The organism is Blautia liquoris (assembly GCF_015159595.1).
Classification (GTDB): Bacteria; Bacillota; Clostridia; order Lachnospirales; family Lachnospiraceae; genus Novisyntrophococcus; species Novisyntrophococcus liquoris.
The window spans coordinates 1,061,136-1,073,513 of the sequence record NZ_CP063304.1; the positions used below are offsets into that span (position 1 = coordinate 1,061,136).

The following is a 12,378-nucleotide window of genomic DNA, read 5'->3' on the forward strand; positions in this document are numbered from 1 at the left end:
AAGGGGAAAAGATGAACGATATTAGAGAATTGGAAAGATTGTCATTTGAACTCAGGAAAAAAGTAATTGAAATGATTGAGGAAGGAAAAACAGGCCATACAGGGGGAGACATGAGTGTTATGGACATTCTTGTTACACTCTACTTTCAAGAAATGAATATCACCCCTAAAAATGCTAAAAGTGCCAACCGGGATCGCTTTATATTAAGTAAAGGGCATTGCGTTGAGGCTTACTATACTGTTTTGGCTCAAAAGGGATTTTTCCCTATGGATGAGGTGATCCGTAAGTATTCAAAGTTTGGCAGTCAATACATAGGTCATCCCAACAATAAACTTCCTGGTATTGAGATGAACTCCGGATCTTTAGGACATGGACTTTCTGTCAGTGTAGGAATGGCTTTAGCAGGAAAAATGGATCAAAAAGACTATCGAGTCTATACGGTAATGGGCGATGGAGAGTTGGCGGAAGGCTCGGTCTGGGAGGCCGCTATGGCGGCCGGACATTATAAACTCGATAATTTGTGTGCAGTTGTTGATCGAAACAGACTTCAGATTTCCGGAAATACAGAGACTGTTATGAGCCAGGATGATCAGGCAGACAGATGGTCGGCATTCGGATGGCATGTGATCAGTGTAAAGGGAAATGATATTGCTTCTTTGACAGATGCTTTTGCCTCTGCACGAGAGTATAAAACAAAGCCAACGATTCTCATAGCGAATACCGTGAAAGGTTATGGGTCACCGGTTATGGAGGGCAAGGCAGAATGGCATCATAAGGTGCCTACACAGGAAGAGTACACACAGATTCAAAAAGATCTTGAGCAGAGAAAGGAGACTTGGGCATGAACAATATTCCGAACAAACAGGCTATTTGTGAAGTGTTGATGGAGAAAGCAAAGAAAGACAAAGATATTGTTGTGTTGTGCAGTGATTCCAGAGGAAGTGCCTCTTTGACACCTTTTGCGAATGAGTTTCCGGGACAGTTTTTTGAAATAGGAATTGCAGAACAAAATCTTGTGGGTATTTCAGCAGGACTTGCAAGCTGTGGGAAAAAGGCATTTGCGGCTTCACCAGCCTGTTTTCTGACCACAAGGAGCTATGAACAGGCTAAGATTGACTGTGCCTACTCTGATACAAATGTAACTTTAATCGGAATCAGCGGTGGCGTCAGCTATGGGGCATTGGGAATGAGTCATCATTCGATTTCTGATATTGCCGCAATGTCCGCATTGCCTAATATGCGGGTATACCTTCCAAGCGATCGTTTTCAGACGAAAAAACTGATTGAGGCCTTATTAGAAGATGAGAAACCCGCTTATGTCCGAGTAGGCAGAAATGCCGTTGAAGATATTTATCAGGAGGATAATATTTCATTTAAAATGGATCAGGCCGCTGTTTTAGCACAGGGCAAAGATATTCTTCTGGTTGCCTGCGGTGAGATGGTAAAACCGGCATTTGAAGCGGTAGCTGAACTGAAGAAAAAAGGTATTCATGCTGCTTTGTTGGATATGTATTGTGTGAAACCTTTAGATAAAGAAACCCTGATACAGGCAGCAAGACCTGTAAAGGCGGTACTTACCATTGAAGAACATTCTCCTTTTGGAGGTTTGGGTTCTATGGTCAGTCAAGTTATTGGAAGTAATTGCCCACGTAAAGTAGTTAACATGACTTTGCCGGATGCACCGGTGATAACCGGTACTTCACAGGAAGTGTTTGATTATTATGAACTTAATACGCAGGGAATTGTAAAGAAAGCGGTGGATCTGTTAAGTTGAGCGAATTAAAGTATATCATAGGAATTGATCAAAGCACGCAGGGGACGAAAGCATTACTGTTTGATCAGAATGGCCGTCTTTTACTGCGAACGGATAAATCTCATCGACAAATTGTTAATGACAAGGGATGGGTATCTCATGACTTGGATGAGATATACCATAATACGCTTGAAACTGTAAAACAGTTATTTCATAAATCAGGTATCAATTCACGGCAGATAGCAGGAATCGGGATTAGCAATCAGAGGGAAACAACTGCAGTCTGGGACAGGGATTCCGGGAAACCGCTCGATGATGCAATTGTCTGGCAGTGTAAAAGGGCAGGCTCTATTAGTCAAGATCTGAAGAAAAGAGGATATGCAGAGATCGTCAGAGAAAAAACGGGGATACCTTTGTCTCCGTATTTTCCGGCTCCGAAGATGTCCTGGCTCCTTCAAAAGAAAGATAATACGGATTCATCTATAGACAGGACAAGACTAGCCGGGACGGGAAAACTATGCCTTGGCACAATAGACAGCTGGCTGATCTATAAATTGACGAATGACCATGTGTTTCGAACAGATTACTCGAATGCGTCTCGTACTCAGTTATTTAACATCCATTCTTTAAAATGGGATGAAGAGCTTTGCAGGATATTTGGAGTCCCTATGATATGTCTTCCGGAAGTGTGCGGTTCGGATGAAATATTTGGATATACAAGAATGGGCGGATTGTTTGATAAGGGTGTTCCGATCTGCGGTGTTCTGGGAGATTCCCATGGAGCTTTATTTGGCCAGGGATGTCAAAAGCCCGGTATGATAAAAGCCACTTATGGAACAGGTTCCTCACTGATGCTGAATACGGGGGAGAATCTGATTCAAAGTACTCATGGGATGGTGACCTCTCTTGCATGGAAAAGGTCGGGAAAAGTCAATTATGTTTTGGAGGGGAATCTGAACTATACAGGAGCAGTCATCTCATGGATGAAAGATGATTTGGGGCTTATAGTCTCGGCGGATGAAACTGAGGGATTAGCTTTTTTGGCTAACCCCGGAGATACTACATATCTTGTTCCGGCATTTACAGGACTGGGAGCACCTTATTGGGATGAGAATGCGAGAGCCTGTATCAGCGGAATGAGCAGGCTGACAGGAAAGGCAGAAATCGTGAAAGCCGGATTAGACTGTATTGCTTATCAGATAACGGATCTTTTAACAGCTATGGAGCTGGACACGAATCAGAAGATAACTGAACTTAGAGTAGATGGGGGTCCCACGAAGAACAAATATTTGATGCAATTCCAAAGTGATATTGCTGACAAAAAGATAAGCGTTCCATACGAAGAAGAACTGTCCGGTATCGGTGCTGCATATATGGCCGGAATATCAGCAGGACTATATGAAGAGGATAAACTCTTTGGATCTATGGATCGTGAATTTTACCATCCCGCACAAGACAGAGAGCGATGGGAAGTGAAATATGAGGGCTGGAAAGCGACTGTTCATATGCTCGGACAACACTTTCCGAAAAAAATGTAGTGATTACCCAGATAGAGCATAACAGTATTCTTCGCCTTGTGCTTAATCGTGAAGATTGACAACTCCTGTCTATAGTGCTATAACTTCAGTATGAAAATTTAAAATAGAAGGCAGACATATATATGAAAGCTTACGATCGTGAAACAGATATGTGGAATAAAATTTTTGAAGAGTATGAGCCGGTGGACTTGAGGGGAATAAATCTAAGTGTGGAGCCGATGTTCGATGAAGCTTTGATGGAGTTTTCAGATCGGACGAATAATGTTTTGGATTTTGGCTGCGGGACAGGGGATATTTCTTTTCAGTGCCTTCAGTATCACCCGGAACATCATATTACAGGGATTGATAGAGCCGCAAGAGGTATTGCATTCGCAAAAGAGACTGCTCAGATAAGTGATTATCAAAATGTCCGCTTTTTTTTCGGTGGGGATGAACTTCTGGAACAGTTTCAGAGAGGGGGGTTCGATGGTATTATTATTTCAAACGTTCTCGATGTAATGCCAAAAGAGGTATCCAAAGAGACGGTACATAGACTTGACAGACTTCTGACAGATGGCGGATATTGGTTTGTCAAAATGAATCCCTATTATTCGAAAGAAGAGCTGGCATCTTTTGGATATGAAAAAAAAGGAGACAACCTCTATGAAGAGGAAGGGGTTTTACACCTGAGACAGTCAACCACCGATTACTGGAAGAAGCAATTTTCAAAGCTTGGAAAAATAAAGACCTATCTGGAATTTCAATATCCCTGGCAAGAAGGGCTGAACCGCCTCTTTGTAATTGAAAAAAAAGAAAATCAAGAAGAAAATTGTTAAATTTGAAAAAACAAAATAATTGTTGACAAATTATATTTTTAGAGGTATTATATATACTGTTGTTAGAAACCATAACATAATAGATGTGCGTTTAGCTCAGCTGGATAGAGCGTTTGGCTACGGACCAAAAGGCCGGGAGTTCGAATCTTCTAACGCACGTACTAAAAAGCCAGTAAACATGTGGCTTTCAAGAATTAAGGACATCCGAAAGGGTGTTCTTTTTTTTGCAAATCGGTAACAAATGGGTAACATTTGACTAACATATTCTTTGACTTATCGTCTATACATATGCAGGCTGTTTGGAGTTGGCAGCGCCAGGCTTTACAAAATGCTAGGAATTGTACTCAGAATTTGGTACAATAGTATAATGATGGGGTTAAATTACTTTTGACCCCAACATAGTATTAAACTTACGTAGCGGAGGGAAAATAGTGACGAAAGAATTAAAGAATTTTGAGATACAAGGCGTAGATTTGGGGCTGCTTGATGCGGTATCAAAGTTTCGCGAAAAATTTAGTGTGAGTGAAGATGTAAAAAACCGTGTATTAAAGCCTTCTATACCTTATTTTGGAAGGGAAGTGCTGGAGATGGCTCTTGCAGCACTTCTGGAGGGTGAGAATCTGCTGCTCACCGGTTCCAAAGCAACCGGTAAGAATGTTCTGGCTGAAAACCTCGCGTGGGCTTTTGGAAGACCCTCTTATAATGTATCCTTCCATGTGAATACATCAAGTGCAGAGCTGATCGGGACGGATACATTTCTAGATGACGAGGTTTCCCTGCGCAAAGGCAGCATATACCGCTGTGCCGAATATGGAGGATTTGGCGTTCTGGATGAAATCAATATGGCTAAAAATGATGCCGTATCCGTATTACATGCAACGTTAGATTACCGCCGAAGCATTGATGTGCCCGGGTATGAGAAGATTGACCTTCATCCGGCAACGCGCTTCATCGGGACTATGAATTATGGCTATGCGGGGACCAAAGAGTTAAATGAAGCGCTTGTATCACGGTTTCTTGTCATAGATATGCCGTCCCAGACCGAGGACACACTGATGCTCATCTTAGATCAGATGTTTCCGGATATGAAAGACCGTGCAAAAAAACAATGGGCGGGCTTATTTTTGGATCTCCAGCTGAAGGCTGAACATGGAGAGATTTCCACAAAACCTGTGGATCTTCGCGGAATGACCGGTGCCATAGGGACGATACGACAGGGGCTTAAACCTGCACTCGCGGCAAAGATGGGAATCACAAACAAATGTTTCGATATTTTTGAAAAGGAAATTGTACAGGATGTGGTGATGACACGGATACCGGAGGATTGGACACCTGGAGATGTCTTTTAAATAGTTGGAGGCAAAGCATATGAGAGAAGATTATCCGGGCGATGAACTTTTCGAAAAGGAAACAGTCGACGAAAGTCGCTTAGAATTGGAAAACAGAATCAAAAATCTCGTATGGACTGTAAGCGGAGATTATACACTCGAAGTAAAACCAGATGTCGAGAGTTTTCTGACTTCCCAGAATACGGCGATATATGACAATATCAAACAAGGCGCATACGCCAGATACCTGGACCGGGAGCAGTTATCCATGTATCTTGTGAAAAAGGTCTTTATGCAGGCGGAAGAGGCACCGCTTCTTATGCTTTCTTCTTTATGTATCGATGAAGCCGTCTGCGACCGTCTGATGAAAGAGAGAGAGGGAGTCAAAGCAATTCGAAAAAAAGCCTGTGAGGAAATTCTGAATCAGGATTTTAAGGCTTTGTCGTCATCTTCTGTGGGTATGCTGGAATTGGCTTACCTTCGCGAGGTATTGGATGGAAGTGTCATTTCCACAAAGAAGAATATGCAAAGTCTGGACCTGATCCGTTCCCTGAAAGATACGGAGAATACCAGTCAGGTGATCCGTGTGATTGATGCACTTTATAATCAGATTGTGGAGCCGGATTTTGAAAAGAAGAAGGGCAGCCTTTCAAAAGTCCTTGCGGTGACGCTTGACGAGCTGAAAGAATATTCCTGGCAGGACTATCTGTCGGAGGAAATGTATGAAGAGAATCTGGAAGTATATCTAAAACGCATCAACGAATCCATGGCGACACTTGATATCAGGGATGAGAAGGAAGAACCGGAATCTCCTGAGGTCAAAGAGAAGAAGCAAAAGAAAGTACTGGTCGTGGATGAGGCCGCTCTTGAAAAGATGAATCTCTATGTGCAGCTGAATTACGGAAAATCCTATCTCACCCCTCAGGAAGAGAAATCTGTCAACAATCAGATGTGCCGCGGGATTCATGATGAATGCAGTCTGTATTTTACGGAGGGAATCCTGAGGAATCCGGTCAAAAAGAATTATCAGTTGGAATATGCTAGAAAACTGAGGGATAAGAATCGTTTTCAATATCATGACAATCACTGGATTGTGAAAAGAAATATACGGATTCTGACGGATATGCTGAAACGTGCCATGATGCTGCACGACCAACAGGATTTTGTCCGGTCTGATGCAGGAGTCATCAACCCATCGCAGATGTGGAAAGTGGGAAGATGCCATGACCCCCGCCTTTTCATACATGAGAATAAACAGGATTCTATGGATTTTGTCGTGGACGTGTTGATTGACGCCAGCGGATCTCAGCGAAAACGCCAGGGACAAGTGGCAATCCAGGCTTATACCATCAGTGAGACGCTCAGTAACCTGTCTATATCACACCGGGTAACCAGCTATTGTACTTTCTGGGATTATACGGTTTTACAGCGATTTCGGGATTATGAAGATGACAGAAAGATGAATGAACGGATTTTCGATTATATGACATCGGCGAATAATCGGGATGGGCTTGCAGTCAAAGCAGTCGGATCGCAGCTTTCTCTAAGAGAGGAAGAGCATAAGATTCTGATCGTGTTAAGTGACGGGAAGCCATATGATGTGGTCGTGAACCGACCGGGTAACAAGAATCCTATGCCGTACAAAGACAAATACGCTATTTCAGACACCGCAATGGAAGTGCGAAAGCTGCGCGGACAGGGAATTTCTGTGCTTGGAGTATTTGCAGGGGAAGAGCAGGATCTTTCGGCTGAACGGATGATATTCGGCAAAGATTTTGCATATATTAGAGATATCACAGAATTTCCAAGCATCGTCGGACGATACTTGGTGAAACAAATTGAATGAATATGAAAACATGAAGTTTGGGGCAATTCATAGTAACAATTGCATAAAAAAATAGAAAACATTAATAAACTATTGACATATCAGATAATTCAAGATATTATAATTAATAGAAATTGATGGATGTTAGAGTTTCGGATATAGATGGACGATATAATTTAACAGAATTTTTTAGATCCGGTTGGATGAGTATTTTGATACTTATTTTCAAGAAGGTAAGCTTCTGGGGTGGGAAGCTCGTTTATCGAGCTTTTCACTCTATTTTTTGTTATATAGAAACCATTTTCCGATCCTGTAACTCTAATTACCAGGAAGTTATCAACAATAAAAAGTAGGGGGGTGAATCTATGATTGATTCGATACTGCATTCTGTACAGGAATCAGAGGAAGAGGCAGACAAGAAGATTGAAGAAGCGAGAAAAAAAAGCAGCCAGATTCTTGAAGAGGCTGTCCATGAAGCCGATTTGCAGCAAAAGAAGCTGGAAGCCGATTTGGAAAAAACAAGACAGTCCAGATGGCAGAGTTTAAAGGACAAAGAAGCCAAGGAAGATGAAAAAGCACAGGAGAAGATAAGAGTTTATCTTGAAAGATTTAGAGAGAAGGCGTATCAAAAGTCGGATCCGGTTACTGAGACATTGATTTCCATCATCGGGGAGTTATAGTACGAAGATCAATCTTTGAAAGGAGGTACCGGTTATGGCGGTAGTGCGGATGCGGCGCATCAGCATATGTGCTATGAAACAGAACCGGAAGTCTATTCTGGAACTTCTTCAGGAGCTTGGCTGGATGGAAGTTGACTTAGATTCAAAAGAAGAGTTTGAACAGATGGATACTTCCGGGGCAAAGAATGCATTTCAAAACAGAGTACACCTGGCAGAACATGCACTGGAGATATTAGATCACTATGCACCTGAAAAGACCTCGATTTTTGCAGGTCTTGCCGGCCGGGACAGATTACATGGCGATATCTACGAAATTGCGGCTCCCATGCGGTCTCAACACTCGAAGACGGCCGAAAATATTGTCAATATAGATAAGAAGATCGCTGCATTAAAAACCGGAATATTAAAATACGAAAATCAGATAGAGGAATTAAACCCATGGATGAATCTTACGGTACCTATGAACACTTCCGGAACAAAAAGATGTTCATTTTTTACAGGTACGCTGCAGGAACCTTTGGATGAAGCTCAGGTTCTTGAAAGGCTGGCTAAGACAGCGCCGGATCTTGAAAGATTCGAGATTGAGGTACTATCGAAGGATCAGGACAGGACGTATCTTGCTCTTGTCTGTCTGAGAAAAGAGGAACAGGAACTTGAAGATGCTCTGAAGAAGCTTGGGTTTGCCCGGCCCTCCATGATCATCAGGCGAAAACCAGCTGATGAACTCTCCAAAATCGAAAACGAGATGAAAGAGGTCCGCTCACAGATTGATGATCTCTCAAAAGAAATACGAGAGATGAAACGTGAAAGAGATCATTTGAGACTGATGTCTGATTATTACAGGCTCAGAGCAGAAAAGTATGAAGTTCTCGGGATACTGCCACAGACAAAAAGTGTGTTTGCCATCGGCGGGTATATTCCGGAAACATATGCCGATACGCTAAAGAAAGAACTTGAGACCCAATATGGTGCGGCTGTCAGCATAGAATCGATCAAAGAGGATGAGAACGCCCCGGTGATTCTTCAAAATAACCAATTTTCCCGTTGCGGGGAGGGTGTGCTGTCATCATTTGGTCTGCCTCATAAGGGAGAGACAGATCCTACATTTATCATGACAATCTTTTATGTTTTTCTGTTTGGAATTATGTTGTCGGATGCTGCTTATGGAGCGATCGTATCGATTGTATGCGGGGTGGCTTTGATCAAATTTCCGAGGATGAGTGAAAATATGAAGAAATCAATTCAACTGTTTTTCTGGTGCGGACTCTCCACTGTCTTCTGGGGATTGATGTTCGGAGGAATTTTCGGGGATGCAATCGATGTGATTGCAAAAACATTTTTCCATGTGAAGTTGGCTGAAGGTGAATCTCTTCTTCCGGCACTTTGGTTTGCTCCATTGAATAATCCGATGAAAATGCTGGTATATTCCATGCTTTTTGGCTGTATCCACATGTTTACAGGTCTTGCGATCAAAGGATATATGTGTCTGAGAGAGAAAGACTATATGGGATTTCTCTGTAAAGTAGTATTTTGGACGATGCTCCTTTTAGGACTGATCTTTATACTGCTTCCCACTTCTCTTTTTGAGTCAATTTCACAGATGAAATTCACTTTTCGCCCGACTGTAAATGTGATTGCAAGAGTATCAGCTGCTATCGGTGCGATTGGAATTCTTTTGTTTTCGGGAAGGGATAAGAAGAACTTTCTCCTTAGAATTGCACTTGGCGCCTATGATCTGTATAACATCACAGGATGGGTTTCTGATGTACTCTCCTATTCAAGGCTTTTAGCTTTGGGGCTTGCCACAGGTGTGATTGCGTCTGTCATCAATCAGATGGGGAGTATGGTGGGAAACGGACCAATTGGTGTCATATTTTTTATTCTTATATTTATAGGCGGTCACATGTTGAATCTTGGAATCAATCTGCTCGGGGCATATGTCCACACATGCAGACTACAGTATGTGGAGTTTTTTGGAAAATTTTATGATGGCGGTGGAAGGGAGTTTAAACCTTTTTGGGCAAATACAAAGTATGTAGAAATAGAAGGAGGAAAAATCAGATGAACGATTTAGGTATTGTGTGGGCAGTATTAGGAGCGGTGGCAGCGGCAGGTCTTGCCGGCATTGGTTCTGCCTATGGTGTGTCTGCAGCCGGTCAGGCAGCGGCGGGTGTGGTCACGGAGGATCCGTCAAAATTTGCAAAGTGCCTGCTCTTACAGTTACTGCCTGGTACACAGGGGATTTATGGACTTTTGGTAGCTTTTGTCACGATCTCCAAAATTGGTCTTTTTGGAGGAAATTTAGTTTCAATCTCCGGCCAGACGGGTCTGATGATTTTCTTTGCCTGCCTTCCGGTTGGTGTTGTGGGTTTGATCTCCGCGAGGCAGCAGGGTGATGCTTCCGTAGCTTCTATTGGGATAATAGCCAAAAAGCCAGATCAGTTTGGCAAAGCGATGCTGTTTCCGTCTATGGTTGAGACCTATGCAATCTTTGCTCTGCTGATATCTATCATTGCAGTCAGCTCCATTCCTGTATAAGGGGAGGGGACTATTATGAACGGTTTGGAAAAGATTACAGAACAGATTCTTGATGAGGCCAGGGAGGAAACCGATCAGATACTGGACAAGGCGGAGAAAGAGAAAACCAAAATACTGGCAAAGTCTAAGAAGGAATGTGACCAGAGGAAAAGAGAGTTCATCGCATCCATGGAAAAAGAACTTCAGGACTACAGCGACAGAGAGGCTTCAGTCAGGGAGCAGAGGTTTAACAGAGCTGTTCTGCAGGAAAAACAGTTGATAATTGAGGAAATGATTGATAAGGCTTACCATCAGATGAAAAACCAGGAGACGGGGATCTATTTTAAGACATTAGAGCGATTATTTGAAAGGTACTGTCACAGCGAAGAAGGACAGATGATTTTAAACATTCACGATTTAGAAAGAATGCCCGGCGATTTTCGATATTCGATTGAACAGCTGGCGGGAAAAAAAGGCGGCTCTTTGACAATTTCAGATGTGCCCGGCCAGATCAGCGACGGGTTTCTTTTGATATATGGGAAAGTAGAGGAAAACTGTACGTTTCAATCTATTATAGAAGCGAAAAAAGATTGCCTGAAAGATCAGGTGAACAAAATATTATGGGAGGAAAGCGATGGCTGATCATTCGAATGCGTATGCAGTTGCAAGGATTCGCGTACTGGAAAATAGTCTGTTGACACAAAGCGATATTGATCAGCTGATGGCCTGCAAAACATATGAAAGCTGTCTGGCATTTCTGACAGATAAAGGATGGGGGACGCCGGATCACAGATCAGATGCACAAAACATTCTAAGGGCAGAGCGTGAGAAAATATGGGACTTGATCAGAGACATGAAAGTGGATATGGCAACGTTTGATGTGCTGGCCTGCCAGAATTTGTATCACAACCTGAAGGCGGCTGTTAAAGAGACCGTTACAGGACCTTCTCCTGTAAATGTATATTATGAAAAAACCGCTATCCCGAAAGAAGAGATGCTGCGCATTGTATATGAAAAGGACTTTGAAAAACTCCCTGAACATATGCAGGAAGCAGCAGCCGAGGCACTGAAGGTCATGCTTCAGACACGAGATGGCCAGCTGTGTGATATTATTGTAGATCGCGCACTGTTAGAGGCAGTTCGCCAGATGGGAAAAAGTTCCGGAAGTGACATGATTTGGGCCTATGCCGAAAACTTCGTCTCTTCGGCAGACATGAAGATCGCTTTCAGAGCTGCAAAGACTGGTAAGACCAAATCGTTTCTGGATCGTGCACTGGCCGAGTGTGATTTGCTGGATTTGGACAAATTATCAATGGCCTCTGTTTCTGGTTTTGATGCTATCTGTGAATATCTTTCTGAAACCGGTTTTTCCGAAGCAGTCGATGCAGCCAAAGAATCGAATTCAGCCTTTGAACGCTGGTGCGATAATCGCATCCTTGCGTGTATCTCTCCTCAGAAATATAATCCATTTACGACGGGCCCGCTCATCGCCTATGTGCTGGCAAGAGAAAATGAAATCAGTACAGTTCGCATGATTCTTACCTGGAAGAAAAATAAACTTCCGGAGGAATCAATACGAGAAAGGATACGGGTGATGTATGTATAAGATAGCGGTGATCGGTGCACACGAAAGTATCTATGGCTTTGCTGCTCTGGGACTTGAGACCTATCCTGTGCAAGATGAAGACGAGGGCAGGAAAGTACTCAAAGAAGTGGCAGATAGAGATTATGCAGTTATCTACATCACCGAGGAAATGGCCGCAAAACTGACAGATGAGATAGATAAATACCGCGAAAGGTATTTGCCGGCCATCATACAGATTCCGGGGGTCATGGGTAATACGGGTGCAGGCATCAAAAATGTTAAAAAAAGTGTGGAACAGGCAGTAGGCGCGGATATTTTATGGAGAGGAGGAATATAA

Annotated in this window: 12 protein-coding genes, 1 tRNA gene and 1 other annotated feature; all 13 genes read left to right on the plus strand. The window is 42.8% G+C overall.

Going from position 1 to position 12,378, the window contains the following annotated elements; genetic code table 11:
* Positions 1 to 20 precede the first annotated feature (20 nt).
* The 13 genes from INP51_RS04765 (at position 21) to INP51_RS04825 (ending at position 12,378) form a co-directional block, all read left to right on the plus strand.
* Entirely contained in the window at positions 21 to 845 is an 825-nt protein-coding gene (locus tag INP51_RS04765; RefSeq protein WP_193737244.1) for a transketolase, read from the plus strand.
* Positions 842 to 1,774 carry a transketolase family protein gene (locus INP51_RS04770; protein ID WP_193736585.1) on the plus strand — a complete coding sequence of 311 codons (933 nt, stop codon included), beginning with the start codon at positions 842 to 844 and terminating at the stop codon, positions 1,772 to 1,774. The genes INP51_RS04765 and INP51_RS04770 overlap by 4 nt, the downstream gene beginning before the upstream one ends.
* Positions 1,771 to 3,291 (plus strand): FGGY-family carbohydrate kinase, encoded by a 1,521-nt coding sequence (locus INP51_RS04775; protein ID WP_193736586.1) that lies wholly within the window; start codon positions 1,771 to 1,773, stop codon positions 3,289 to 3,291. The genes INP51_RS04770 and INP51_RS04775 overlap by 4 nt, the downstream gene beginning before the upstream one ends.
* Before the next feature lie 122 nt (positions 3,292 to 3,413).
* A complete protein-coding gene (locus INP51_RS04780; protein ID WP_193736587.1) occupies positions 3,414 to 4,106 on the plus strand; it encodes a class I SAM-dependent methyltransferase in 693 nt (230 codons plus the stop codon).
* Positions 4,107 to 4,191: 85 nt separating this feature from the next.
* Positions 4,192 to 4,265: transfer RNA gene (locus tag INP51_RS04785), tRNA-Arg, on the plus strand.
* A gap of 272 nt (positions 4,266 to 4,537) precedes the next feature.
* Positions 4,538 to 5,455, plus strand: coding sequence for an AAA family ATPase (locus tag INP51_RS04790; RefSeq protein WP_193736588.1), 918 nt, complete (start codon positions 4,538 to 4,540; stop codon positions 5,453 to 5,455).
* A gap of 19 nt (positions 5,456 to 5,474) precedes the next feature.
* Positions 5,475 to 7,280 (plus strand): cobaltochelatase CobT-related protein, encoded by a 1,806-nt coding sequence (locus tag INP51_RS04795; RefSeq protein WP_193736589.1) that lies wholly within the window; start codon positions 5,475 to 5,477, stop codon positions 7,278 to 7,280.
* A 176-nt stretch (positions 7,281 to 7,456) separates the two neighbouring features.
* Positions 7,457 to 7,515, plus strand: a sequence feature (sodium ion sensor (DUF1646 type); this cis-regulatory element may regulate processes involved in with the transportation of sodium ions).
* Between the two features lie 109 nt (positions 7,516 to 7,624).
* Positions 7,625 to 7,939, plus strand: a complete 315-nt coding sequence (locus INP51_RS04800; protein ID WP_193736590.1) for a hypothetical protein — start codon at positions 7,625 to 7,627, stop codon at positions 7,937 to 7,939.
* 34 nt (positions 7,940 to 7,973) lie between these two features.
* Entirely contained in the window at positions 7,974 to 10,004 is a 2,031-nt protein-coding gene (locus tag INP51_RS04805) for a V-type ATP synthase subunit I (protein ID WP_193736591.1), read from the plus strand.
* Complete coding sequence (locus INP51_RS04810) at positions 10,001 to 10,477, plus strand: V-type ATP synthase subunit K (protein WP_193736592.1); 477 nt, start codon at positions 10,001 to 10,003, stop codon at positions 10,475 to 10,477. Before INP51_RS04805 ends, INP51_RS04810 begins: the two co-directional genes overlap by 4 nt.
* A gap of 15 nt (positions 10,478 to 10,492) precedes the next feature.
* Positions 10,493 to 11,098 carry a V-type ATP synthase subunit E gene (locus tag INP51_RS04815; protein ID WP_193736593.1) on the plus strand — a complete coding sequence of 202 codons (606 nt, stop codon included), beginning with the start codon at positions 10,493 to 10,495 and terminating at the stop codon, positions 11,096 to 11,098.
* A complete protein-coding gene (locus tag INP51_RS04820) occupies positions 11,091 to 12,062 on the plus strand; it encodes a V0D/AC39 family V-type ATPase subunit (RefSeq protein ID WP_193736594.1) in 972 nt (323 codons plus the stop codon). The genes INP51_RS04815 and INP51_RS04820 overlap by 8 nt, the downstream gene beginning before the upstream one ends.
* Complete coding sequence (locus tag INP51_RS04825; protein ID WP_193736595.1) at positions 12,055 to 12,378, plus strand: V-type ATP synthase subunit F; 324 nt, start codon at positions 12,055 to 12,057, stop codon at positions 12,376 to 12,378. Before INP51_RS04820 ends, INP51_RS04825 begins: the two co-directional genes overlap by 8 nt.

Coding starts and splice junctions, on each gene's coding strand:
- INP51_RS04770 (WP_193736585.1), top strand. CDS start 842: ATGAACAATATTCCGAACAAACAGGCTATTTGTGAAGTGTTGATGGAG.
- INP51_RS04780 (WP_193736587.1), top strand. CDS start 3,414: ATGAAAGCTTACGATCGTGAAACAGATATGTGGAATAAAATTTTTGAA.
- INP51_RS04795 (WP_193736589.1), top strand. CDS start 5,475: ATGAGAGAAGATTATCCGGGCGATGAACTTTTCGAAAAGGAAACAGTC.
- INP51_RS04800 (WP_193736590.1), top strand. CDS start 7,625: ATGATTGATTCGATACTGCATTCTGTACAGGAATCAGAGGAAGAGGCA.
- INP51_RS04805 (WP_193736591.1), top strand. CDS start 7,974: ATGGCGGTAGTGCGGATGCGGCGCATCAGCATATGTGCTATGAAACAG.
- INP51_RS04810 (WP_193736592.1), top strand. CDS start 10,001: ATGAACGATTTAGGTATTGTGTGGGCAGTATTAGGAGCGGTGGCAGCG.
- INP51_RS04815 (WP_193736593.1), top strand. CDS start 10,493: ATGAACGGTTTGGAAAAGATTACAGAACAGATTCTTGATGAGGCCAGG.
- INP51_RS04820 (WP_193736594.1), top strand. CDS start 11,091: ATGGCTGATCATTCGAATGCGTATGCAGTTGCAAGGATTCGCGTACTG.
- INP51_RS04825 (WP_193736595.1), top strand. CDS start 12,055: ATGTATAAGATAGCGGTGATCGGTGCACACGAAAGTATCTATGGCTTT.